The 20,982-nt window shown below is 65.4% G+C and carries 24 protein-coding genes; 14 read left to right on the forward strand and 10 right to left on the reverse strand.

Going from position 1 to position 20,982, the window contains the following annotated elements:
* The 4 genes from AC3FKH_RS03610 to AC3FKH_RS03625 are packed head-to-tail and all read left to right on the forward strand — an operon-like array spanning position 1 to position 3,589.
* Positions 1–819, forward strand: a complete 819-nt coding sequence (locus tag AC3FKH_RS03610; protein ID WP_488673007.1) for an ABC transporter permease — start codon at positions 1–3, stop codon at positions 817–819.
* A gap of 10 nt (positions 820–829) precedes the next feature.
* Positions 830–1,696: an ABC transporter permease gene (locus tag AC3FKH_RS03615; protein WP_488673009.1), complete on the forward strand. Its 867-nt coding sequence runs from the start codon at positions 830–832 to the stop codon at positions 1,694–1,696.
* Positions 1,689–2,750, forward strand: coding sequence for an ABC transporter ATP-binding protein (locus tag AC3FKH_RS03620; protein WP_488673011.1), 1,062 nt, complete (start codon positions 1,689–1,691; stop codon positions 2,748–2,750). The genes AC3FKH_RS03615 and AC3FKH_RS03620 overlap by 8 nt, the downstream gene beginning before the upstream one ends.
* Positions 2,747–3,589: a phosphodiesterase gene (locus AC3FKH_RS03625; RefSeq protein ID WP_488673013.1), complete on the forward strand. Its 843-nt coding sequence runs from the start codon at positions 2,747–2,749 to the stop codon at positions 3,587–3,589. The genes AC3FKH_RS03620 and AC3FKH_RS03625 overlap by 4 nt, the downstream gene beginning before the upstream one ends.
* 89 nt (positions 3,590–3,678) lie before the next feature.
* Here AC3FKH_RS03625 and AC3FKH_RS03630 read toward each other — a convergent pair whose 3' ends face one another.
* Positions 3,679–5,673: an AI-2E family transporter gene (locus AC3FKH_RS03630; protein WP_488673015.1), complete on the reverse strand. Its 1,995-nt coding sequence runs from the start codon at positions 5,671–5,673 to the stop codon at positions 3,679–3,681.
* A gap of 168 nt (positions 5,674–5,841) precedes the next feature.
* A complete protein-coding gene (locus AC3FKH_RS03635; protein ID WP_488673017.1) occupies positions 5,842–6,762 on the reverse strand; it encodes a hypothetical protein in 921 nt (306 codons plus the stop codon).
* Between the two features lie 394 nt (positions 6,763–7,156).
* Between AC3FKH_RS03635 and AC3FKH_RS03640 the strand changes: the two genes are divergently transcribed.
* From AC3FKH_RS03640 to AC3FKH_RS03665, 6 genes are all read left to right on the forward strand, one after another.
* Positions 7,157–7,540, forward strand: a complete 384-nt coding sequence (locus AC3FKH_RS03640) for a lysozyme inhibitor LprI family protein (protein WP_483730393.1) — start codon at positions 7,157–7,159, stop codon at positions 7,538–7,540.
* Positions 7,541–7,544: 4 nt separating this feature from the next.
* Positions 7,545–8,324, forward strand: a complete 780-nt coding sequence (locus tag AC3FKH_RS03645; RefSeq protein WP_488673019.1) for an N-acetylmuramoyl-L-alanine amidase — start codon at positions 7,545–7,547, stop codon at positions 8,322–8,324.
* A 754-nt stretch (positions 8,325–9,078) separates the two neighbouring features.
* Complete coding sequence (locus tag AC3FKH_RS03650; RefSeq protein ID WP_488673021.1) at positions 9,079–10,017, forward strand: LysR family transcriptional regulator; 939 nt, start codon at positions 9,079–9,081, stop codon at positions 10,015–10,017.
* Positions 10,018–10,087: 70 nt separating this feature from the next.
* Positions 10,088–11,056, forward strand: coding sequence for a Bug family tripartite tricarboxylate transporter substrate binding protein (locus AC3FKH_RS03655; protein ID WP_488673023.1), 969 nt, complete (start codon positions 10,088–10,090; stop codon positions 11,054–11,056).
* A gap of 59 nt (positions 11,057–11,115) precedes the next feature.
* Positions 11,116–12,351, forward strand: a complete 1,236-nt coding sequence (locus AC3FKH_RS03660; RefSeq protein ID WP_488673025.1) for a CaiB/BaiF CoA transferase family protein — start codon at positions 11,116–11,118, stop codon at positions 12,349–12,351.
* Entirely contained in the window at positions 12,348–13,145 is a 798-nt protein-coding gene (locus tag AC3FKH_RS03665; protein WP_488673027.1) for an enoyl-CoA hydratase/isomerase family protein, read from the forward strand. The genes AC3FKH_RS03660 and AC3FKH_RS03665 overlap by 4 nt, the downstream gene beginning before the upstream one ends.
* A gap of 34 nt (positions 13,146–13,179) precedes the next feature.
* Here the strand turns inward: AC3FKH_RS03665 and AC3FKH_RS03670 are convergent, their stop codons facing one another.
* The 3 genes from AC3FKH_RS03670 to AC3FKH_RS03680 are packed head-to-tail and all read right to left on the reverse strand — an operon-like array spanning position 13,180 to position 14,542.
* Positions 13,180–13,407 (reverse strand): DUF2798 domain-containing protein, encoded by a 228-nt coding sequence (locus AC3FKH_RS03670; protein WP_488673029.1) that lies wholly within the window; start codon positions 13,405–13,407, stop codon positions 13,180–13,182.
* Between the two features lie 37 nt (positions 13,408–13,444).
* Positions 13,445–14,005, reverse strand: coding sequence for a flavodoxin family protein (locus tag AC3FKH_RS03675; RefSeq protein ID WP_488673031.1), 561 nt, complete (start codon positions 14,003–14,005; stop codon positions 13,445–13,447).
* A 45-nt stretch (positions 14,006–14,050) separates the two neighbouring features.
* Positions 14,051–14,542 (reverse strand): DUF2938 domain-containing protein, encoded by a 492-nt coding sequence (locus AC3FKH_RS03680; protein ID WP_488673032.1) that lies wholly within the window; start codon positions 14,540–14,542, stop codon positions 14,051–14,053.
* Positions 14,543–14,622: 80 nt separating this feature from the next.
* On the opposite strand from AC3FKH_RS03680, the gene AC3FKH_RS03685 reads away from it, so the two are divergent.
* Positions 14,623–15,054, forward strand: coding sequence for a helix-turn-helix domain-containing protein (locus AC3FKH_RS03685; RefSeq protein WP_488673033.1), 432 nt, complete (start codon positions 14,623–14,625; stop codon positions 15,052–15,054).
* A 108-nt stretch (positions 15,055–15,162) separates the two neighbouring features.
* Here the strand turns inward: AC3FKH_RS03685 and AC3FKH_RS03690 are convergent, their stop codons facing one another.
* Positions 15,163–16,083 carry a hypothetical protein gene (locus tag AC3FKH_RS03690; protein WP_488673034.1) on the reverse strand — a complete coding sequence of 307 codons (921 nt, stop codon included), beginning with the start codon at positions 16,081–16,083 and terminating at the stop codon, positions 15,163–15,165.
* A 171-nt stretch (positions 16,084–16,254) separates the two neighbouring features.
* On the reverse strand, positions 16,255–17,163 hold the full coding sequence (locus AC3FKH_RS03695; protein WP_488673035.1) for a LysR family transcriptional regulator: 909 nt from the start codon (positions 17,161–17,163) through the stop codon (positions 16,255–16,257).
* 264 nt (positions 17,164–17,427) lie between these two features.
* Here AC3FKH_RS03695 and AC3FKH_RS03700 point away from each other — a divergent pair, with 264 nt between their 5' ends.
* Both AC3FKH_RS03700 and AC3FKH_RS03705 read left to right on the forward strand, forming a co-directional pair.
* Positions 17,428–17,634 (forward strand): hypothetical protein, encoded by a 207-nt coding sequence (locus AC3FKH_RS03700; protein WP_488673036.1) that lies wholly within the window; start codon positions 17,428–17,430, stop codon positions 17,632–17,634.
* A 198-nt stretch (positions 17,635–17,832) separates the two neighbouring features.
* Positions 17,833–18,384 (forward strand): ferritin-like domain-containing protein, encoded by a 552-nt coding sequence (locus AC3FKH_RS03705; RefSeq protein WP_483709340.1) that lies wholly within the window; start codon positions 17,833–17,835, stop codon positions 18,382–18,384.
* A 25-nt stretch (positions 18,385–18,409) separates the two neighbouring features.
* Here AC3FKH_RS03705 and AC3FKH_RS03710 read toward each other — a convergent pair whose 3' ends face one another.
* Both AC3FKH_RS03710 and AC3FKH_RS03715 read right to left on the reverse strand, forming a co-directional pair.
* Positions 18,410–19,549: an AI-2E family transporter gene (locus AC3FKH_RS03710; RefSeq protein ID WP_488673037.1), complete on the reverse strand. Its 1,140-nt coding sequence runs from the start codon at positions 19,547–19,549 to the stop codon at positions 18,410–18,412.
* A gap of 154 nt (positions 19,550–19,703) precedes the next feature.
* Complete coding sequence (locus AC3FKH_RS03715) at positions 19,704–20,003, reverse strand: hypothetical protein (protein WP_488673039.1); 300 nt, start codon at positions 20,001–20,003, stop codon at positions 19,704–19,706.
* Between the two features lie 211 nt (positions 20,004–20,214).
* Between AC3FKH_RS03715 and AC3FKH_RS03720 the strand changes: the two genes are divergently transcribed.
* The gene (locus AC3FKH_RS03720) at positions 20,215–20,556 is read left to right on the forward strand and encodes a hypothetical protein (protein ID WP_488673041.1); all 342 of its coding nucleotides are present in this window, start codon (positions 20,215–20,217) and stop codon (positions 20,554–20,556) included.
* On the opposite strand, the gene AC3FKH_RS03725 is transcribed toward AC3FKH_RS03720, so the two are convergent.
* Positions 20,534–20,923: a nuclear transport factor 2 family protein gene (locus tag AC3FKH_RS03725; RefSeq protein ID WP_488673043.1), complete on the reverse strand. Its 390-nt coding sequence runs from the start codon at positions 20,921–20,923 to the stop codon at positions 20,534–20,536. The two genes, AC3FKH_RS03720 and AC3FKH_RS03725, sit on opposite strands and share 23 nt — an antisense overlap.
* Positions 20,924–20,982: the final 59 nt, after the last annotated feature.

A 20,982-nucleotide genomic window follows, 5' to 3' on the forward strand; every position in this document is an offset into this window, starting at 1 on the left:
ATGACAAAGCGAAATCTCCTCCTGTTCGGCTTCGCGCTGCCGGCGCTGGTCGTGTTCCTGGCGTTCTTCTGCCTGCCGATGGCGCGCCTGGTCGCGGTCAGCGTCAACGGCCCGCAGGGCGCCGGCGTGTACTGGACCGTGCTGACGAGCCCGCGCTATCTGCACAGCCTGATGGTGACCGTGCTGCTGTCCGGCGCGGTCACGCTGGCGACGCTGGTTATCGCCGGCATCGCCGGCACGTTTCTGCAGCGCAACCCCGTGCCAGGCAAGTCCGCGCTGGTCGCGGTGCTGACGTTCCCGCTCGCGTTCCCCGGGGTCGTGATCGGCTTCATGGTGATCATGCTGGGCGGACGCAACGGCCTCTCGGCGATGGTCGGCGACTGGCTCGCGGGCGAGCGCTGGGCCTTTGCCTACGGGCTTGCCGGCCTCTTCGTCGGTTACCTGTACTTCTCGATTCCGCGCGTGATCCTGACCGTGATGGCGGCGGTGGAGAAGCTCGATACCTCGCTCGAGGAAGCGGCGCGCTCGCTGGGCGCGAGCCCGTGGCGCGTGGTGCGCGACGTGATGCTGCCCGCGCTGATGCCGGCGATGCTGTCCAGCGGCGCGATTTGCTTCGCCACCAGCATGGGGGCGTTCGGCACGGCATTCACGCTGGCCACGCAGCTCGACGTGCTGCCGCTGACGATCTACAACGAATTCACCAACTACGCCAACTTCGGCATGGCCGCCGCGCTCTCCATCCTGCTGGGCAGCGTGACCTGGGCCCTGCTCGCGGTGGCGCGCTGGTTCTCCGGCGATGCCGTCGCCGCCACCGCGTAGGAGCCCGATCATGTCTAACGTTCGCCCCGGCCTTCGCTACTGGCTGCAGCTCGCGCTGACGCTGGCGGTCTGCCTGTTCATGATCGTGCCGGTCGTGCTCTCCGTGCTGGCCGGCCTCACCAACAATATCTTCGTCGGCCTTGCCAGCGGCCTCACCACGCGCTGGCTCGAAGAGGTCTGGTCGCTGTACCGCAACACGATCTTCCTGTCGCTCGGCATCGCGCTCGCGTGCCTCGCCTGCACGCTGGTGCTCGGCGTACCCGCCGCGTACTACATGGCGCTGCGCCGCAACCGCGTCACGCGCCTGATCGAGGAGCTGCTGATGCTGCCCGTGGCGATCCCGGGCCTGGCCACCGCGCTCGGCCTGATCCTGCTCTACGGCCAGTGGCAGGCGCTGCGCACGAGCTGGGTGTTCATCCTGATCGGCCACGTGTTGTTCACGCTGCCGTTCATGGTGCGCGCCGTGCTGGCGATTCTGTCGGCCATCGACATCCGCACGCTCGAGGACGCCGCCGCCAGCCTTGGCGCCGGCCGCATGCAGCGCTTTTTCACGGTGATCCTGCCGAATTGCCGCCAGGGGATCCTGGCCGGCGCGCTGATGGTGGTCACGCTGTCGGTCGGCGAGTTCAACCTGACCTGGATGCTGCATACGCCGACCACGCAGACGCTGCCCGTGGGACTGGCCGACAGCTATGCGTCGATGCGGCTCGAGATCGGCTCGGCCTACACCATCGTCTTCTTCGTGATGATCATTCCACTGCTGGTGCTGATGCAGGCGCTGGCCGCCATGGGCGCGCGCGCCCGCAAGCACGTGCGCGCCAAGGTGCCGGCCATGACCGCCGCGCCCGCCACTTCCACCGAGACCCGCCATGCATGAATCCACGACCATCCGCCTGTGCCGCTGCGGCAAGACCTTCGCCGACGGCGCACTGGCGCTGCAGCCGCTGGACCTGGACATCGGCGCGGCCGAGACGCTGGTGCTGCTCGGTCCCTCGGGCTGCGGCAAGACCACCACGCTGCGCATCATCGCGGGGCTGGAGTCGCCGGACGCCGGCGGCGAAGTCTGGTTCGGCGACACCAATGTGACGGCGCTGCCGATCGAGCAACGCGGCGTCGGCATGGTGTTCCAGAACTATGCGCTGTTTCCCAACATGACGGTTGCCGAGAACATCGGCTACGGCCTGCGCGTGCGCCGCGTGGACGCCGCCACCCAACGCCGGCGCATCGACGACATGCTCGGCATGATGCATCTCGGGCCGTTCGCCGACCGCCGCGTCGACCAGCTTTCGGGCGGCCAGCGCCAGCGCGTGGCGCTGGCACGCGCCATTGCCGTGCAGCCGCGCGTGCTGCTGCTGGACGAGCCGCTGACCGCGCTCGACGCCAAACTGCGCGACGCGTTGCGCGCCGACATCAACCAGCTGTTGCGCAGCCTTCGCATCACGGCCGTCTACGTGACGCATGACCAGGCCGAGGCGATGGCGCTTGGCGACCGCATCGTCGTGATGGACCGCGGCCGTATCGCGCAGGCCGGCACGCCGCAGGAAATCTACCGTGCGCCGGCCAATGCGTTTGTCGCCGACTTCATCGGCACGATGAACCGCCTTCCCGCCACGGCCGAGCACGGCGGCGCGTGGCGCGTGCCGGGCGGCGTGGTGCCGCGCAACGGCGCGACCGTGGCCGGCCCCCGCGCCGAACTCATGTTCCGGCCCGAAGACGTGGCGCTCGCACCTGCCGACAATGCGCACGTGCAGGGTGCCGTCGTTACCGCGCTGTTTCTCGGCAACTGCACGCGGCTGCTGGTGGACGTCGGCGCCGGCGCGCCGCTGATCGTCGACACCACGCGGCGCGACCGCTGGCCGGCCGGCGAGCGCATCGGGCTGCGCATCGACACCGCGCACATGATCACCCTGGCGGAGGCCGAGGCAGCATGAACACGTCATATCTCGTCGCGCATGTCACCGACCTGCACATCAAGGCCGGCGGCAAGCTGTCCTACCGGATGGTCGATACCGCCGGCGCGCTGAACCGCTGGATCGACACGCTGCTGGCCCTGCCGCAACGCCCGGACCTCGTCATCATCACGGGCGACCTCGTCGACTTCGGCGCCGAGGCCGAGTACCGTTTCCTGCGCGATAGTTTGCAGCGCCTGCCGATGCCGTACCGGCTGCTACCCGGCAATCACGACAGCCGTAGCCAGCTGCGCGCCGTCTTTGCCGATCACCGCTACCTGTTCGAGAACGGCGACGGCGAGGCGCCCGTCCACTATGCCGTCGACGCGGGGCCGCTGCGCCTCGTGGGTTTCGACTGCACGGTGCCCGGAAAGCCGGGCGGGCGTGTGGATCCTGCCGCGCTACCATGGCTCCAGGCCGCGCTCGCCGCAGCGCCGGCCACGCCGACGCTGTTGCTGCTGCACCATCCGCCGTTCCACACGGGCATCGGGCATATGGATGAACAGGGGCTGGACAATGCGGCGGCGCTCGAGGCCGTCGTGCGGCAGCACCCGCAGGTCGAGCGCGTACTGTGCGGCCACCTGCATCGCCATATCACGCGACGCTTCGCCGGCACCATCGCGATCACCGCGCCCGGTCCCGCGCACCAGGTGGCGCTGGACCTGGACCCGCGGGCACCGTCGCGCTTCCGCATGGAGCCGCCCGGCTACCTGTTGCACTGGTGGCATCCGCAGCACGGCCTGGTCACGCACGCCGCCGCAATCGGCGAGTATGGCGCCGAGCATCCGTTCTTCGATGCGCAGGGCAAGCTGATCGATTGAGCGTAGAACGCCTTGCGAAAGACATGTCTTGCGCATCGACCGCGCGCCGCGCGCAATGGTGGCGTAGCGGCAACGCAATGGAAAAGGCGTCAGCTGGATTGCGGCGCCGTTATCACCCCTTGCGTCACGGCAGGGTGGGGCAAGTCGGCGCCAGCCGCACTCCCGGCTTCCCCGGCGGCTTCCGCCGCGCGCTCCGAACGGACCAGGGCTATCACCTGGCTGAAGGACGACGCGGCAAATGCTGTCGTGCCGCGATGCTCCTGGGTGTCCCGCGACATCTCTGACACGAACCCAAGAATCAGCCTCGCGGCAGGCGCTCGCTGCTGAAGCCGGCGCAGCAGGACACGGAGATAGACGTTCGACTGTCCCGCATCGAGCGACGTGATGCAGATTGTCCCCATCGCCGGCAGATTGTCCGGGGAAAATCGCGTGCGGGAGAACTGTTCATAACTGGCGGCCTCTGCCTGAATACCTGCCCTGGACAGGAGTTGTACGGTGGCCGCGGCGACCAGTTCATCGAGTCCCCCGCGACCGGCAACGCAGAGCACAGGGCCGACAACCGGCGCGCCGGACGCGGCCGCCACGGCGGCGATTCCGGCTGCTTCGCGGGCAGGTGGAAGGCCTGGGACCGGTCCGTCATCACCGCCGGATACTGGTGCGTCCCTGACCGGCTCATCGATATCTTCGAGGCCGTCGATGATATCGAGCAGCGCTTCGCGGATGCGGTCAAGCTGTTCGGGCTGGATAACGCCCCGCATCATGTCGTTGTGCGCGAGCTTCAATCCCTCGAGCATGACCGTGTCGTAGTACTCGGCAAGGGTCATGTCCTTCAGCAGGGTTTCGGCCTGTCGCAACGCCTCGTCCGGATCATCCGCAAGGATGCGCTGGTAGAAGTTGGTCGGCGGCGATAGCGGCGGTCGGTCCCCCAGCAGGACTTCAAGAAACTCCAGCTTGTCGACATGCCGTCCAAGGATGACCAGGCACAGCGTGAGCGGCGTCGAAAGGATCAACCCCACCGGTCCCCAGATCCAGCTCCAGAAGATGGCGGCAACCACTACCGCGACGGGAGAAAGCCCCGTGCTGCGGCCGTATAGCAGAGGCTCGATGACCTGCGCGGTGAGGAGATCCACAGCGCCGAAAAGGCCAATCGTCCAGAGCAGCATGGTCCAGTCAGGGCCCGTGGCCGCCAGCACGAGCGCGAGCAGCGCCCCGATCCACGTGCCGACATACGGAACGAACCGAAGCAGCGCCGTGATCACGCCGACCAGGATGGCACCCGGCACCCCGATGGTTGCCAGGCCAGCCGAAATGACGATGCCCACGCCGACGTTCACCCCGAGCTGCGTCAGGAAGTAGCGGCTCAAGCGGTGGGCGGCCTCGTTCATGGCCGTCGTGGCGCGATGCAGGTCACGAGACCCGAACAGTCGGATCAGCCGGTCGCGCAAGTCTTCGCGCTGCAGGAGAATGAAGATCGCCACCACCAGCACGATGCCTGTAGTCTGGAGCGGGCCGACGATGGGCGAAAGATATTCCCTCATCAGGGCGAGCGGTGATGCCGGGGGTTCCTGGACAGCGACGGGCATCGGTGCCCGCTCTTCCTGTTTGCGGCCTGAGACGGTCGCACTTGGGACGCCCGCGCCGCCAGCAATATGCGGAGCGTGAACCGGCCGTTTGATGAGGTTTGATGCACTCGCCAGGAGATCGTCAAGCCGCCCGACCGTGGCCTGCTGGACGAACTGGACTCTTTTCTCGATCGTAGCCTGGTAACGCGGCAGGTCGGCGGCGAGCTGCGCGACCTGCGCGCCGATCAGTGTCCCGATTCCGCCCATGACTGCCAGCGCCAGCAACACCGCAATGACAACCGAAGGGACTTGTCCAAATCTGAGCCGCGCCAGAATGTCCACCAGCGGCGCGACAAGAAAACTGAGCAGCACCGCGAGCGTAACGGGCATCAACACATCACGGCCAAGATCCAGGGCGCAGATGACCACAACCGCGGTGATGAGCGAGGTCAGCTCCCGCAGCGTAGGAGCGTCCGCGGGCGCCACCTTCGTTGTGGGCCATTCAGGTCGGTTCTTGCCCATCGCGGATACCCTTGCTCGACGCAAGGGATCCTCATTCGAAGGGTTCAAGGCGCCTTGAACTTCTGGCTAATGCGAGAACAGCGCGATCAGGATGATGAGAGGAATGGGTACGCCAAGCAGGAAGAGGAGGATGGAACGCATGATTGTCTCCCGTTGGATAGATGGAATTCAAAGGTCGCGTTGCCGGCCGCCGATCGTGGCCAAAAGGCTTGCCGCGAACGCGCCCATCAGCAGCGAAACGAAAAGCCAGAGTGATGCGTAGATACCGGCTTTTCTCGCTTTGTCGGCTGCAGCCTTTGCGGCGGCTTTGGCGTCCGCCAGTCTTTGCTGAAGCTGCGAATAGGTGGTCGTGACACGGGTCTGCGCGGCGTCCGGTGAGGACCCTGTTCGCCTGGCAACCAGCCGCGCGGCATAGCGAGTGTCCGTGGACGACAACGGGCCGCCCGATGCCAGACTGTTCAGGAATATGCGTACGACTTCTTCCCGGTCTGCAGCCCTTCCTTCGGGGCTGGCATTGGGGGTAGCCGCCGCAGCGTCTGGCTCGCGAAACAGGCCATCGACGAGATAGCCCATCGGCCATGTATCGACCGCGGCGGACGCATTCCCACGGTCCTTCATGGTGCCCAGTCCGCTACCCGCTGCACCGGCCGACGCCGCTTGCGCCGTGGTGTGAAAAAGCCCCGACGCGGCAGACGCGATCAGGATCGCCGTCACGAGCGTTGCCGCTGCCCAACTCAGAAAGCCGTGCGCGGTATCCCGGAAAAAGGTCTCGTCCGCATGGACCGTGACCCAGCGTTTTCTCAACCGGCCGGCCAGGTAGCCACCAAGTCCGGAAGCCAGGATCTGCGTCACGCAAATCCAGACAACAGCCGCGATGCCGAATCGTGCGGCGCTTTCCCCCCGGGGCGCCCAGGGCGAGATTGCCGACAGGCCAAGCCCGGATCCGAGCATGAGGAGGATGAGGGAAAACGCCGCAGCAGCGACCGCGCCCGCGAGAATCGCCCCCCACGATACTGCGCTGCCAAGTGACGACGCCGATGGTGGCTCTTCCAGGATGGCGCGGCGCCGGGTGTCTCCGAATTCTTCCATGTGGATCTCCTGTCTACGGGTTAGCGCCGGACCCTTACGCGGCGGGCATGCTGCCCTCCGTCAGCCGACAGGTAGGAAGCACTACTTGTGCCTGGATTGCCAGCGCGGGCTCTCCATGGCTTCTACAGGCGGCATTTGGGGCTTAGCTCCCTCAGCGCGGCTGGAAGCATTGTGATGGTCAAGTAATTTCGAGAATCAGATGAGCTCTGGCGGGTAAATCTTTCATCTGTGCCCCCGCGCCTTGCACCGAAGCCCCCGGCGAAGCGCGCCTCTTTGTCCGAGAAAAGAAATGCGGGCGTCGGTTTCCACAGATACACTGCTGCGCTGTGCTTCGCGATGCATGTCGGCGGCTTGGCCGCCGGCAGTCGATTTTTCCCTGCCCTATCCGGAACCCATGAAAGCCATCCTCTCCGCCCTGGCCCTCGCCCTGCTGGCCCCCGTTGCCGCCCACGCCGCCAATGAATGCGACAAGTACCGCACCAGCTACGACAAGACGTATTGCTTCGCCAAACTGTTCCTCGAATCCGACAAGGAACTGAATACCAGCTACAACGACCTGCGCGGCCTGGTCGGCGATAGCGTGAAGCAGCAGTTGAAGGATACCCAGCTGGAATGGATCAAGTACCGCAACGCGTCCTGCGAAGCGAGCGGCGCCATCGATGTTGACTGCAACTATCGCGTCAACCGCGACCGCGCCGAGTACTTGCGCGACCGCGTGCGCGAGTGCAAGGCAGGCACCTGCCGTAACGACATGATCAGCAAGAAGTCCTGGAACTGATCCGATGACGCGGGCGATCTCTCGTGGCCGCCGCGCGGTGGTGGCGGGGCTGGTGGCTGGTCTTTCTGCGGTCGCCTGCGCGTCGCAGTCGCCGGCTGGCCCGCGCCCGGTCCGCATCGTCATTGATCCCGGCCACACGCCGTCGCTGGGCGGCGCGCTGGGCGTACGCGGTGTCCATGAGGTGCAATACAACGACCGGCTGGCAGCGCGGCTGGTACAGGCGCTTTCGCTGGCGGGCTTCGATGTCGCCTTGACCCGTGGCCCGACCGAGAACGTATCGCTCGAAGGGCGGGCGCAGTACGCGAATGCGCGGCAGGCGGCCCTGTTCCTGGCGATCCACCACGACTCGGCGCAGTTGCAGTACCTCGAAAAAATCAAGGCGGGCGATCTCGACGCGTATCGGACTACGCGGCCCATCGCCGGCTATTCGATCTTCGTGTCGCAACGCAATCCACGCTTCGCCGAGAGCTATGCGTTTGCGCAGATGCTGGGCGAGGAGATGCGCAAGCTGGGCCGGGCGCCGACGCTGCACCATGCGGAGCCCATCGCCGGGGAATCGCGGGAACTGCTGGCGCCGGATATCGGCATTTATCGCTTCGATGATCTGGTTGTCTTGCGGCAAACCGTCATGCCGGCCGTGCTGCTGGAGGCGGGGGTCATCGTGGACCCGACTGACGAGGGTTATGTCAGTGATCCGGGGAACCAGGCTCGCATGGTCCATGCGGTGGTTGTGGCGGTGCAGCGCTATGTGGCGACGATTCGGGGCGACTACTCGAAGCAATAGAGTTCGTCGCTGAATTGCGGGGATGTAGTTCTTGGCAGGCGCTGCTGTTTCGCCGGCGTAGCCGGGACGGCTGCGCTGCGCGCATTCAGTGAAACCGAGGGAAGGGAAGGGAAGGCAAGGAAGGAAACGGAAGCACCAGCATCTGCGCTGTTGATATCGTCCCGCTTGCCGACTACTGAGCCGCGCAGCAGCCGAAGGCGATGATGCGATAACGGTGGCAGTGTCGGGCCACGGACAGTTTCGGGGCTGGTTCAATCATTGCCGGAGAGCCTGCATGCGGACGCGCTCCACGCGGCAGGCAGCGGGGCAGACTCTGAAGCGAATACCCGTACGAAATTTCTCGCACACTACGATCAATATTCGCCCGTTAGGGTAAGCGACGCGTTTCTTTGCCTACTTTCTTGTCGCTCGGACAAGAAAGTAGGTCGCCGGCTACGCCGGCGAAACAGCGGCGCTTGCCAAGCACGGCAACCCGATCATTGCCAGAGAGCCTGGTGAAACAGCCGCGTCTGCCAAGCACGACGTCCCTGCAATTCGCCGAGGAACAAAAGCAAGGCAGCGGCGGCTGTTGTACTGGCCCCGTTCCATGCCGCCCAGACATGCGCATGGGCCGCGGGAAATCCGCAATTGCCGGAGCCGGGGCGCAAGCCGATAATCGGCGGCCAACGCAATCTTTCGCAGGATGCATGGTGGCTTTACTAACCTTCATCCATAGCTCGCCCCTGTAACGGCGCCCCACCGCGCGCAGATCACCTTGACGTCCTCCGCCTACTCGCGCAACCCCCGCCTCCATTTCGACCTCACCACCATCCAGCTTTTTATCGCCGTGGCCGACCAGGGCAGCATCACGCGCGGCGCGGAGCGCTTGCACCTGGCCGCCGCCGCCGCGTCGCGCCGCATCCTCGAACTGGAATCCCAGCTCGGCGTCTCGCTCTTCGAACGCCTGCCGCACGGCATGGCCCTGACCGAAGCCGGCCGCGCGCTGCTGGCCCACGCCCGCGGCATCACGCACACGGTCCAGCGGATGCAGGACGATGCGTCTTCGTTCATCGGCGGCGATCTCGGCGTGGTGCGGGTGGCGGCGCCGAAGTCGGCCGTGATCCAGTTCCTGCCGTTCGATATCCAGCGCTGCGCCGCCGCCTGCCCCGGTGTCCGCATCGACCTGCAGGAGATGAACAGCCAGGAGGTCCAGCAATGCCTGCGCCGTGGCACGGTGGATATCGGCATCTACGAAAGCAGCCTCGGCGTGATCGACATGCCGACCGAGCCGTACCGCGCCGACCGGCTCGTGCTGGTGGTGGCGCGCGGCCATGCGCTGGCGCGGCGCAAGCAAGTCACGACGGACGATGTGCTGGACTGCGACCTGATCGTGCTCGGCGAGAGTTCGGCGATCTCGATCGGGCTGGAGCGGCTGGCGGAGGAGGCCGGCCGCGTGCTGCGGATGCGCATGCGCGTAGGGGGCTTCGATAGCATCGCCGCGCTGGTCGCCCAGAACCTCGGCGGTGGCGTGATGCCGGAAGCGATCGCGGCCGAGGTGGCTGCCGGCAGCCGGTTCCTGCGGCTGCCCATCGCCGGGCCTTGGGCGGCGCGGCAGTTCGTGCTGTGCCACCGGCCCGAAGGCGCGCTGTCGTCGGCCGCGCGGGGCGTGCTGGCGGTGCTTGCGCAAAACGCGAAACCTGGATCGTCCAAATAGCGATAGCCCGCGGCGGGCGCATTGCGCATCATGGGCTCCATAACGACCAGACACAGGACGGAGACACGCAATGCAGCGCAGGCAATTCATTCTCGCGGCTGCGGCCGGATTGGCGGTGCCCGGCCTTGCTCGGGCCGCAGTCGAGGTGCATGGTCCGGTACGGATCGTGGTCGGCTTTGCGCCGGGCGGCGGCACGGACGTGCTGGCGCGCGTGATCGGGCAGAAGCTCGGGGTCATGTGGAACACCAGTGTGCTGGTCGAAAACAAGCCGGGCGCCACCGGCGCGATTGCCGCCGCCTATGTGGCCAAGCAGCCGCCTGACGGCACCACGCTGCTGATGGCCCACGTCAACAGCCATGCCATTGCCCCGGCGCTGCTCGACGTCAAGTACGACCCGCGCACCGATTTCTCGCCGATCTCGATGGTCGGCGTCACGCCCAATATGCTGACCTGCCGTCCGGAGCAGAAGGTGCGCACGGTGGCGGACATTGTGGCGCTGTGCCGCAAGAACCCGGGCAAGATTTCATTCGGCTCCTCGGGCATCGGCTCGGCGCAGCATCTGGCGCTGGAGATGTTCCGGATGCAGGCGAAGCTCGATGTGGTGCATGTGCCGTACAAGGGCTCGGGCCCGCTGGTGGCGGACCTGCTCGGCGGCCAGATCGACTATGCCTTCGACACGATGACCGCCGCCACGCCGTTTATCCAGCAGGGCAAGGTGATCGCGATTGCGCAGACCCGCCTGAAGCGCGCGGCCAGCCACCCCAATGTGCCGACGCTGGCGGAGTCCGGCTTTCCCGGGCTGGATGCAGCCTCGTGGTACGGCCTGGTGGGCCCGAAGGGCATGGCGCCGGCGCTGGTGCAGCGCATGAACGAGGACGTCAACCGCGCATTGGCCATGCCCGATGTGGTCGAACGCCTCAAGAGCTTTGGTGCCGAGGATTCCGGCGGAACCAGCCAGCAATTCGCCGCCTTCATCGCGTCCGAGTCCACCAAGTGGGCCAGGGTCGTGAAGGACGCCGGCGTCAAGGCAGAGGCCTGATGGCCGCGCGGCGCCGAAACCTCGCACGCCGCTCCAACTATCTCTCCAGGAAGTACCCGATGACAGATTTCAGCGAACCTCGCGACCAGGCGTCCGCGCGCCCATTGCCGCTGGCCGGCGTGCGCGTGCTCGACGTCAGCCAGGTCATGGCCGGCCCTTATGCCTGCATGCTGCTGGCCGACCTTGGCGCCGACGTGATCAAGATCGAACCGCCCGAGGGTGGCGACCAGACGCGCGGATCGATGGGGTTCAAGATGAAGGGGCCGGACAGCATGGGCTTCCTCAACATGAACCGCAACAAGCGCAGCGTCACGCTCGATCTCAAGACCGAGTCGGGCCGCGAGGTGCTGTATCGCCTGGCGCAGACGGCCGATATCCTGGTCGAGAACTATCGCCCGGGCGTGATGAAGCGCCTCGGCATCGACTACGAGACGCTCAGCCAGATCAATCCGAAACTGGTCTACTGCAGCATCTCCGGCTTCGGCCAGAGCGGCCCGTGGGCCAGCCGGCCGGGCTTCGACCTGATGGCGCAGGCCATGTCGGGCGTGATGAGCGTGACCGGCTATCCGGGCGGCGCGCCGGTCAAGGCGGGCGTGCCGGTGGCCGACATCGGCTGCGCGCTGTTCGCGACCTACGGCATGCTGTCCGCGTATATCGGGGCCAAGGCAACGGGCAAGGGGCAGTATGTCGATGCGTCGCTGTTCGATTCCGCGCTGGCGTTCTCGATCTGGGACACTTGCGAATACTGGGGCACCGGCCGCGAGCCCGAGCCGCTGGGCACGGCCAACCGCATGAGTGCGCCGTACCAGGCGATGAAGTCCGCCGACGGCTACTTCGTCATGGGCGCGACCAACCAGAAGCTGTGGCAGCTGCTGTGCAAGACCATCGACCGTCCGGATTTGCTGGCCGATGAGCGCTTTGCCACCGTGGCGCTGCGGCTGAACAACCGCAAGGCACTGATCGCGGCGCTGGAAGAGAGCTTCGCCGCGCAGGGTAGCGACTACTGGATCGAACACCTGCTTGAGGTCGGCATCCCGGCGGGGCCGATCCTGACCTATCCGCAGGCCTTCGACAGCGAGCATGGCCGGCACCGCCAGATGCGCATCGAGATCGATCATCCGATCGAGGGCAAGGTGCCGAATATCGGCTTCGCCGTGAAGATGGGCGGCACGCCGCAACAGGTACGGCGCCCGCCGCCGCTGCTGGGCCAGCATACGGAGGAAATCCTGGCCGAGCTTGGCATTTCGCGCGATCAACAGCAGTCGCTGGCGGCGGCCGGCGCGTTCGGCGCATGAGTACCGCCCAGTCAGATGAGGGGCGGGTCACGCTCGCGATGCAAGGGCAGGTTGCAACGCTGACCTTCGATCGCCCGGCAGCACGCAACGCGATGACGTGGGCCATGTACGAGCAACTCGCCGCGCACTGCCGCGCGCTGTCCGCCGAGGGCAACGCTGGCGCGCGCGTGGTGGTCATGCGCGGCGCGGGCGGCGAAGCCTTTGTCGCGGGCACGGATATCGCCCAGTTCCAGCAGTTCTCCGGCGGTGACGATGGGGTGGGCTACGAAGCGCGCATCGACGCAGGCATCGGGCTGGTCGAGCGATTGCCGATGCCGACCGTGGCAGTTATCGAAGGCTGGGCAGTCGGCGGCGGACTGGCAATTGCCACCGCATGCGACTTCCGCGTGGCGACGCCCAAAGCGCGCTTCGGCGTGCCGATTGCGAAGACGCTCGGCAATACGTTGTCCGCGCAAAATCTCGCCAAGCTGCGTGCGGCATGGGGGCTGCAGCCCGTGCGCCGCATGCTGCTGCTCGCGCAGATACTCGATGCCGATGCGGCGCTGGCGTGCGGGTTTCTGGAGGGCGTATATGCGCCTGAAGCGCTGGACGGCGCGGCCAGGGACCTGTGCGACCGGCTCGCAGCACTGGCGCCGGTCACGCAGCGGGTCGTGAAGGAATCATTGCGGCGCCAGACTGTGGAGGCGGTGGCGGATACGGATGACCTGGTGCGGGAGTGCTATGGCAGCGAAGACTTCCGCGAAGGGGTGGAAGCCTTCGTGGGCAAGCGGCCGCCGCGGTGGAAAGGCAAGTGAAAGGTGGGCACGGCTGGTAACAGCCGTTGCATTGCTACTCCTTCACGACAAGGGCTTGCACAGCCTTGCGCGCAACCGGCGTGAGCAGCAAAACGGCCGGGAACGCAACGGGCCATGCCGTCAGCCATGCGCTGGCCCACATGCCGGCAAAGTCCGGCACCAGGCCGACAGCGCGATACGTCGAGATGCCGGCAACGATCAGGGACATCAGCCCGGACAGCACCAGGCTGAATAGCGGCGCGCTGTATTTCCTCGGGATCATCGAAGTTCCTCCTGTTCATGACGAAGCATGCGCAGCTTCAGAGGATGCGGTGCAGCGTCTCGGCGAAGTTCCTGCCGAACATCCGGGCGGTCTTCACATCGCCGGGAGCGAACGCATCCGGCGCGGCCGAGTGCGCGGACTGGGCCATCAGTCCGGACCAAGATCCCAGCCGGTTGGCGGCCTCGTCATAGGGAACGCCGGCGTGCTGCTCGGGAAGGATGGGGTTGCCGACCCATAACATCCCGTGCTGCATGGAGAACACGAAGATCGACATCAGCGTCGACTGCTTGTCGCCGGCAGGCAGCGACGACACGGTGAAGCCGGCGGCGAGCTTGCCCTTGAGCTGCTGCGTTCGCCACAGGCCCCCGGTGGCATCCATGAAGGTCTTGAAGGGACCGGAGACACCGCCGAGGTAGGTTGGCGTGCCGAGGATATAGGCGTCATACCCGAGCAGTTCCTCCGGAGCTTCGGTGAGGTCCCTGGCCGGGAGTAGCCTGGCTTCGGTGTGGGCCACGCCTGCTGCGCCTTCCTGCACACAAGTAGCAATGTGTTTGGTGTGCCCGTGGGCGCTGTGATAGATGATGGCGAGTTTCTTCATTGGATCACTCCAGTTGGCGTTGTGTGGGCTTCGGCGGGCTTGCGCTCATTGCGCCCAGGCGACGGCGAGCGCGGCAAGGTACAGGCCGAAGCCAAAGACGGTGTGGTTGGCGAAGCTGCGCAGGCAGTTCCTGAGTGGCGTCGGCGTCCGCGATGCTGCAAAGCCCGATCCCATTGCCGGCTGCATCACGAACAGCGGCGCCGCGACGGTGGCCATGCCGACAAGCACTGCCGGCAGCACCGTAGGGCTTTGCGCCCAGTCCATCCCACGGATTGCCATGAGCAGCCCCGCGAAAGCGATACCGATCGCATAGTGCGTGAGCCAGCCCAGCGCGCGTTCGCCGGGAATCGGCCGCGCCTGCCCGATGGATGCATGCGCGAAAGTGCCGTGAAACAGGTGCCCGACCCACCGGCCAATGAATGCGAAATTGAGTGTCGGCACGCCTATGCGCTTGAGGAACGTCAGCCAGACGTCCATGAAAGCGGTGGCGCCGATCCCGATGGCAATGATTGTTGCGATTTCTGGCAGGCGTGTCATGAGAGCCCCTTGCGATTGACTTGCGGAAACGATGTGGCCACTATAGAAGTTGAAGTCAACTTCAAGTCAAGGGCCGTCTCATGGATATATCCGAAGTCGCAAAGCTCACCGGTGTGCCGGCGTCGACACTGCGCTACTACGAGAAGAAGGGGCTCATCGTGTCGCTGGGTCCGCAAGGCGCGCGGCGCAGGTTTGCCGATGGCGTGGTGGATCAGCTGGCGTTGATTTCCCTTGGACAGACGGCGGGGCTCTCGCTGGACGAGATCCGCTCGATGTTCTCGCCCGATGGCCGGCCGCACATCGACCGGCAGTTGCTGCGGGACAAGGCCGACGAGATCGACGCGCTGATCAAGCGGCTGCGGGCAATGAGCCACGGGCTGCGGCACGCGGCGGAGTGCCCGGCGCCGAGCCATGCGGAGTGTCCGACGTTCCGCAAGCTGGTCAGGGCTGCGGGGTCGGGCGCGATGGAGAGGAGTCTCGGCAAGGCTGTGTTGAAACGGGGTGCGAGATAGTGCCTTATCGCCGAGCGCTGCTGCGCGGGGGCATCAAGGCCTGCGGCAAGATGCGAGCTGCCAATCGGGGGGAAGGCGCAATGCGCGCCTCCCCCAGTGTCTGCACAGTTACTTCTTGAGCATCTGGGTTCTGAGGTAGCCACCGTCCTTAGTGGTCGCGACCATAGTCAGAGAGCGGCTGTACAACGTTTTGCTGGTGATGAGGTTGCTGCCATCGGCAGGCACGAAGCGGATCGCTGCATAGCCCTGGAGGGGGACGCCAACGTCAATGGGACAGATGGCGCCAGCGGGCTGTGTCGGAAGGGACGCGGTCAAGCTGACACGGTAGAAGTTCTTGGCCGAGCCAGGCTCCGCCAGCACGGCGGTACCCGTCAACACACAATTTTTGGTGTCATTTGTGTAGGTGCCATTGACATTCCCCTGGTCGTCAACCGAGATATCGAAGTCATTCTGTTTCCAGTCTCCCTGAATGCTTGCTTGTTCCACGGCCAGTGCGTTTGCCGCATCGTAGATGAGATGGATGGGCGTTTGCGCGTCCGATCCAGTCGCCTGATAGAAGCCGTCCAGCCTGTTTTTCGGCGTGATGGTGCCTGAGCCGGTGACGTAGTCGATCGAGCCGAGATTGGCCAACGTATCCGGCGTGAAATTCCAGGTTGCCCCGGCGATCCGGAAGCCTCCGCTCATCGCACCAAGCCGATCGCCACGGACAAAGCGACCGGCATTGTCGATGAATGTTGCACCCATGGACTCGGACCAGATGCCTTCACTGCCATTGCCCACCGCGGCCGTGGAGCCGGTCTGAGGGGCGGAAAGGCTCGGTAATGCTTCGCCTTTGCGCGGTGCAGGCAAAGGATCGGGGGAAGGTGCTGGCGAAGGGGTGGGCGACGGGGTGGGCGACGGGCTTGGCGTTGTGCTCGGCGCAGGCGTGGCGCCTCCGCTATTGCCGCTATCGTCTCCGCCTCCGCAGGCACTCAGCAACGCGCACGCCGCAAGCGCGGCAATGGCGATCTGGGATGGAATGGCTCGCATCGAATTCTCCTGGTTGGGTGGTCTTGGTAAGGCGGACCGATCCTAGGGAGAGGGCTGCAAGCAAACTTGATTTCAGATCAACGGACTAGTGTTTTAGGAGAATTCCGATGGTTTAGGACGCGCCGGTATTGCTCGCGCACAACAGGCTTGCGATGGCGCGAGGGAAAGGGATCAGTCAGTACCCGTGCCGCCTCCCGACTCCAGCAGGTGCCGCACCAGCAACTGCGCGGCCACGGGTAGGGCATCCATGCTGCGCACGGCCAGCAGGAACTCGCGCATGGCCAGCGCATCGGCGATCGGCACGATGCAAAGCGGCATGGTCGCGCGGTTACGTTCGGCGATCGCCTCCGGCAGGATGCCGATGCCAAGCCCGGCGCTGACCATCACGCACAAGGCGTCGAAGCTGGTCACGCGGATGCGCAGTTTCAGGGGGCAGTGCAGGTCCTGTGCGGCGCGCAACAGGGCGACATCGATGGCGCTGCCGGTGTGCATGCTGACCAGCTCATGCTTGAGCAGGTCGCGCAGCGTGACATGAGGTCGATCGCACAGGGCATGTCCCCCCGGCGTAATCACGACGAGGCGGTCCCGGCGGAAAGGAAAGGTCTGCAGTCCCGGCACGGGCAGGATCGGCACATAGATGCCGATATCGGCCGCATTCTCCGCAATGGCTTTCGGGACTTGCGAACTGGTCCTCTCTTCAAGCTCGAGCTGGACAGTCGGGTATTGCGCTGAGAACGATTGCAGCGGCTGCGCCAGGAACTGCAGGATCGCCGACAGGCTCGAGCAGATACGGACCACGCCCCGCACGCCGGCCGCAAAGCTCTGCATCTGCGCCCACACCTGATCGAGCTCATGCAACGCACTGCGCGCCAGCGTCAGCAGTGCCTGGCCGGCGGGCGTCGCTTCCACGCCCTTGTTGGTGCGCACGAGCAACTGGGTCCGCAACTGGCTTTCCAGCTCGCTGAGACGCTTGCTGACGGCAGCGGCCGAGATGTGTTCGCGCTCGGCCGCCGCGGCAATCGTTCCCTGTTCCACCACATGGATGAAGAGTTGCAGGGAAAGCGGGTCAAGCTGGCTCATGTCGTCCGCAGCACTCGTCCGTGGCGCCCGGTCTTGCCTTGAATTTTCGTTATGGCGGCATCGCCAATCATTGCTTTGCGCAGGCGCCTTCCCTTACCAGAATAGCAACCTGTCCGGACGGCGCTGTCTGGGCGACACGGCCCGGGGCGTGTCGATGCGCCGCCGCAGTTGCCGGTGCGCGAAAGCGGCCGACGCAGCGAGAAGATCGAGGATCAGGCCGCACACCCCCAGTGGTGCAGGCCAGGATGCAGAATCGGAGACAAGATGCTCACTCACCACGAAGTTTCGGCGTTGATTCTTGTGCGGAACGCGCCATACCAGGCGACCAATACGCTGGAACTCGAAGAGCTCGCGAGCAAGGGCATGATCCAGTGGGAAGAGCGCGGCATCACACGGCCGCGGCCGTGCCTCACGGCGCTGGGCGAGAAGTTCTACACCAACGTAGTCGAGCGGATGCGCGTGGCGGCATAAGGCACGCGCGACGGTTTGCAATTTCTCGTCACCCTTCCCGTCGCGTAGCGTGCATTTTTTGCACGCCGCGATGCCGCGTGGCCGCTACGACGTTGATGAACCAGGGTCGCCCGCTTGGCATGTTTTTCGCGTCACACTCCCATTCATCCCACCCCGGACTGCGCGTCCCCCTGCGCGCCATCCGTACAGGAGCCCGTGATGACGACAACAACACCCTTCCTCACAGACGTAAAGACCCTGCGCGAGCGCGCGCGCAAGCATATCGACGATGGCGCGGTGACGGCCGGCTATGCGGCGGATCGCGACACCGTGCTGAAGCTGCTCAATGACGCGCTGGCCACCGAGCTGGTCTGCGTGCTGCGCTATCGGCGCCACTACTTCATGGCCAAGGGGCCGAACTCGAAGAGTGTGGCCGATGAATTCCTCGCGCACTCGAATGAAGAGCAGGGCCATGCCGACCAGATTGCCGAGCGCATCGTGCAGCTCGGCGGCGAGCCCGATTTCGCGCCCAACGGGCTGACCAGCCGTTCCCACGCCGAGTATGTCGAAGGCAAGACGCTGACCGACATGATCCGCGAAGACCTGGTGGCCGAGCGCATTGCGATCGACAGCTATCGCGAGATCGTCAAGTTCCTCGGCGATCGCGATCCGACCTCGCGCCGCATGATGGAAGAGATCCTTGCCGTGGAGGAAGAGCACGCCGATGACATGGCGGACCTGCTGGCACGCCAGGGCGGGGAACAACGCTGATGCGGCCGCCGGGCGGCGGCCGGCTTCAGCTCACGCGCGGCGGCGCTGGCGACAGCGTCTCGGCCGGCTGGGGCTCCACGGCTTCGACCGGCGCCGCGGCAGGCTCGTCGACCCACAGCCAGAACAGGCGGTAGCCGACCGACAGCATCACCGGCCCGATGAACAGCCCGATGATGCCGCCGCTGATCATGCCGCCGAGCGCGCCGATCAACACCACCGGCATCGGCACGTCGACGCCGCGCCCCAGCAGCAGCGGCTTGAGCACGTTGTCGGCAAGACCGGCCACGAACACATAGACGGCGAAGACGATCGTCGTGACGCTGGCGCCTTCCGTGACGAAGACGTAGACAATGACCGGTATCGTGATCAGCGTCGCGGGCAGCTGCATGATGCCTAGCAGCAGCACGGCCAGCGCGAGCAGGCCGGCGCCGGGAATGCCCTTCATGATGAACGCGACGCCGATCAGCAGCATCTGGATAAAGGCGATGCCCACCACGCCCTGCGCCACGGCGCGGATGGTCGCGGTGCACAACTCCACGATGCGCAGGCCACGGTCCGGCCCGACAATGCGCGACGCAATCCGCTGCGCGCTGCGCGTGCCCATTTCGCCGTACGCCATGATGATGCCGGCGATGATCAACGCAAACACGAAGACAAGCAGCCCCGTGCCGACGCCCGCGAGCTTGCCCAGCATCAGGACACTGAACTCCTTCAGTTGCGGCGCGACTTTCATCAGCAGGCCACTCAGGTCGTTGGCGGCCTGTTGCCAGAATCCGTAAAGCTGCTGGCCTATCAGCGGCCACTGGGACACCGCGTCGGACGGCGGTGGGATACGCAGGTTTCCGCCCTTGACGACCTCGATCGCGCGCTCCACGGACTCGAACACGGCGAGACCCAGCAGGTACGCCGGCACCAGGATGATCAGGATCGACAGCACGATGATCAGCGTGGCGATGTGCCCCTCGCTGAGGCCCATGCGCCCGCGCAGCCGCACCTGCAGCGGATAGATCGTGACGGCCAGGATCAGCGCCCAGACCACCAGGTCGAAGAACGGGTGGAAGATCTCGAAGCAGAAGATCACCAGCGTGGCGATCAGCCCCGCGCGAATCAGCACGTCCAGCAACCCGCGGGACAGCGCCCGCTCGGAAATGGATGTTTGCAGCATCGCTTGTCTCCTGGCAGGGCGCGGCCGGACGCCAGCCCGGTGACGGAACGCTGGCTGTGCGACGGCCGCGGAAGGTGCACGGCGCAGAACGCCGGAGTTCAGTCTAGGTCAGCCCGAGTGCCGGATCAAGCTCAAAGACCCGGTGGCGGGACGGCTATTTGTCCGACGGAGCGTCCACCAGCGCGTCCGGCTGCGGCGGCGGCAGCATCAGCGCCAGCGCGGGATTGAGCGCCAGCCAGGGCTGCCATGTCGCGCGCACCATGTCGGCCCACCACTGCATGACATCTTCGAAGGGCAGCGGCGGGGACTGCGCCAGCCAGTGCTCCATGGCGGCGAACGACGGCGTAGCGCGGATCAGAACGGAAATGACATCGGTATTCTCTTCGGGCAGCCTGTGCCGCATGAGTTCGATATCCATCGTCGGAAGATGTGCGGTGATGCTGGCTTCGGGCATGGTCGGCAACTCCAGGTGGAAGAGGGGCATTGCCCCATTCTTGACGAGGAATGTGTCAACAGCAAGCGGGCGTCGTCAGGCCATTGCGAATCATCGCGCAGCGGTTATGCACGACATCGACAGCGCGTGGCCGAGGCCACTCAGTAAATTGACGGGCCAGGAGAACAGGAGCACCCTGTTGGTATCGTCCTACCATGCAGCGGAGGCCGCCATGCCCACCGTCGAATTCAAACCGTTCAAGGCAACCCTGGCAATGCTGCTGCGCGATATGCCAGCGGGAACCACCGCGGATTTCTCCGACGTGGCCGTCGCCTATTGGAACGGCACCAGCGTGGCGGGCTTCTACTTGCGCGACGGCGGGCGGCTCGACGAGGAATTCGAGTTCGACGAAAACGCCTGGGAGAACTGGCGCGATGAACTCGGCGCGTGGCTGGCCGCGCCACATTTCAGCGAACGCGCCGAACTCAAGGCCCGTCTGGCGCGGCCCGAGGCGCGCGCCACCGGCACGCGCCTGGCGACAGTCACGTGGCTTACGCCGGCGTCGCTGCGCTGAACGTCTTGTTGGCGATACCCCATACGCCATCGATCTCCAGCAGCGTGAAATAGTCGGTGAACGTCACGCCCGGATACTGCAGCACCACCTTGGCCGTGCCGGCGTTGCCGGTCACATCGAACTGCGTGATGAAGCGCTTGCGCTGCGCCTCGTCCGCGGCGGGCTCGCCCTGGAATCGGGCGGCGATAAACTCCTCGACGCTCAGGCTGTAATACACACCTTCACGGAACGACTGGATGCGCGCATCGGCGTGGAACGCCTTGCGGATGTACTCGCCCTTGCCGGTCGCATGGCCTTTCAGGTAGCTCTCTACTGGCTCCAGTGCGGCAACGTGCTGGGTGGTCGGGCTGGTTTGGTGCGATGTCATGGTCTCTTCCTGTCCGGGCATGGTTCAAGAAGAGTCATTGTATTCCATAATTGTATGCA

The sequence above is a fragment of the Cupriavidus sp. 21MJTG02-4 genome, from assembly GCF_057798975.1.

Excerpts from the sequence above, each read along its gene's own strand:
- AC3FKH_RS03725 (WP_488673043.1), bottom strand. The coding sequence starts at position 20,923 with ATGACATCGCACCAAACCAGCCCGACCACCCAGCACGTTGCCGCACTG.
- AC3FKH_RS03695 (WP_488673035.1), bottom strand. The coding sequence starts at position 17,163 with ATGAGCCAGCTTGACCCGCTTTCCCTGCAACTCTTCATCCATGTGGTG.
- AC3FKH_RS03710 (WP_488673037.1), bottom strand. The coding sequence starts at position 19,549 with ATGCTGCAAACATCCATTTCCGAGCGGGCGCTGTCCCGCGGGTTGCTG.
- AC3FKH_RS03665 (WP_488673027.1), top strand. The coding sequence starts at position 12,348 with ATGAGTACCGCCCAGTCAGATGAGGGGCGGGTCACGCTCGCGATGCAA.
- AC3FKH_RS03700 (WP_488673036.1), top strand. The coding sequence starts at position 17,428 with ATGCTCACTCACCACGAAGTTTCGGCGTTGATTCTTGTGCGGAACGCG.
- AC3FKH_RS03660 (WP_488673025.1), top strand. The coding sequence starts at position 11,116 with ATGACAGATTTCAGCGAACCTCGCGACCAGGCGTCCGCGCGCCCATTG.
- AC3FKH_RS03705 (WP_483709340.1), top strand. The coding sequence starts at position 17,833 with ATGACGACAACAACACCCTTCCTCACAGACGTAAAGACCCTGCGCGAG.
- AC3FKH_RS03715 (WP_488673039.1), bottom strand. The coding sequence starts at position 20,003 with ATGCCCGAAGCCAGCATCACCGCACATCTTCCGACGATGGATATCGAA.
- AC3FKH_RS03645 (WP_488673019.1), top strand. The coding sequence starts at position 7,545 with ATGACGCGGGCGATCTCTCGTGGCCGCCGCGCGGTGGTGGCGGGGCTG.
- AC3FKH_RS03670 (WP_488673029.1), bottom strand. The coding sequence starts at position 13,407 with ATGATCCCGAGGAAATACAGCGCGCCGCTATTCAGCCTGGTGCTGTCC.
- AC3FKH_RS03630 (WP_488673015.1), bottom strand. The coding sequence starts at position 5,673 with ATGGGCAAGAACCGACCTGAATGGCCCACAACGAAGGTGGCGCCCGCG.
- AC3FKH_RS03680 (WP_488673032.1), bottom strand. The coding sequence starts at position 14,542 with ATGACACGCCTGCCAGAAATCGCAACAATCATTGCCATCGGGATCGGC.
- AC3FKH_RS03685 (WP_488673033.1), top strand. The coding sequence starts at position 14,623 with ATGGATATATCCGAAGTCGCAAAGCTCACCGGTGTGCCGGCGTCGACA.
- AC3FKH_RS03690 (WP_488673034.1), bottom strand. The coding sequence starts at position 16,083 with ATGCGAGCCATTCCATCCCAGATCGCCATTGCCGCGCTTGCGGCGTGC.
- AC3FKH_RS03675 (WP_488673031.1), bottom strand. The coding sequence starts at position 14,005 with ATGAAGAAACTCGCCATCATCTATCACAGCGCCCACGGGCACACCAAA.
- AC3FKH_RS03620 (WP_488673011.1), top strand. The coding sequence starts at position 1,689 with ATGCATGAATCCACGACCATCCGCCTGTGCCGCTGCGGCAAGACCTTC.
- AC3FKH_RS03615 (WP_488673009.1), top strand. The coding sequence starts at position 830 with ATGTCTAACGTTCGCCCCGGCCTTCGCTACTGGCTGCAGCTCGCGCTG.
- AC3FKH_RS03720 (WP_488673041.1), top strand. The coding sequence starts at position 20,215 with ATGCCCACCGTCGAATTCAAACCGTTCAAGGCAACCCTGGCAATGCTG.
- AC3FKH_RS03610 (WP_488673007.1), top strand. The coding sequence starts at position 1 with ATGACAAAGCGAAATCTCCTCCTGTTCGGCTTCGCGCTGCCGGCGCTG.
- AC3FKH_RS03635 (WP_488673017.1), bottom strand. The coding sequence starts at position 6,762 with ATGGAAGAATTCGGAGACACCCGGCGCCGCGCCATCCTGGAAGAGCCA.
- AC3FKH_RS03625 (WP_488673013.1), top strand. The coding sequence starts at position 2,747 with ATGAACACGTCATATCTCGTCGCGCATGTCACCGACCTGCACATCAAG.
- AC3FKH_RS03640 (WP_483730393.1), top strand. The coding sequence starts at position 7,157 with ATGAAAGCCATCCTCTCCGCCCTGGCCCTCGCCCTGCTGGCCCCCGTT.
- AC3FKH_RS03655 (WP_488673023.1), top strand. The coding sequence starts at position 10,088 with ATGCAGCGCAGGCAATTCATTCTCGCGGCTGCGGCCGGATTGGCGGTG.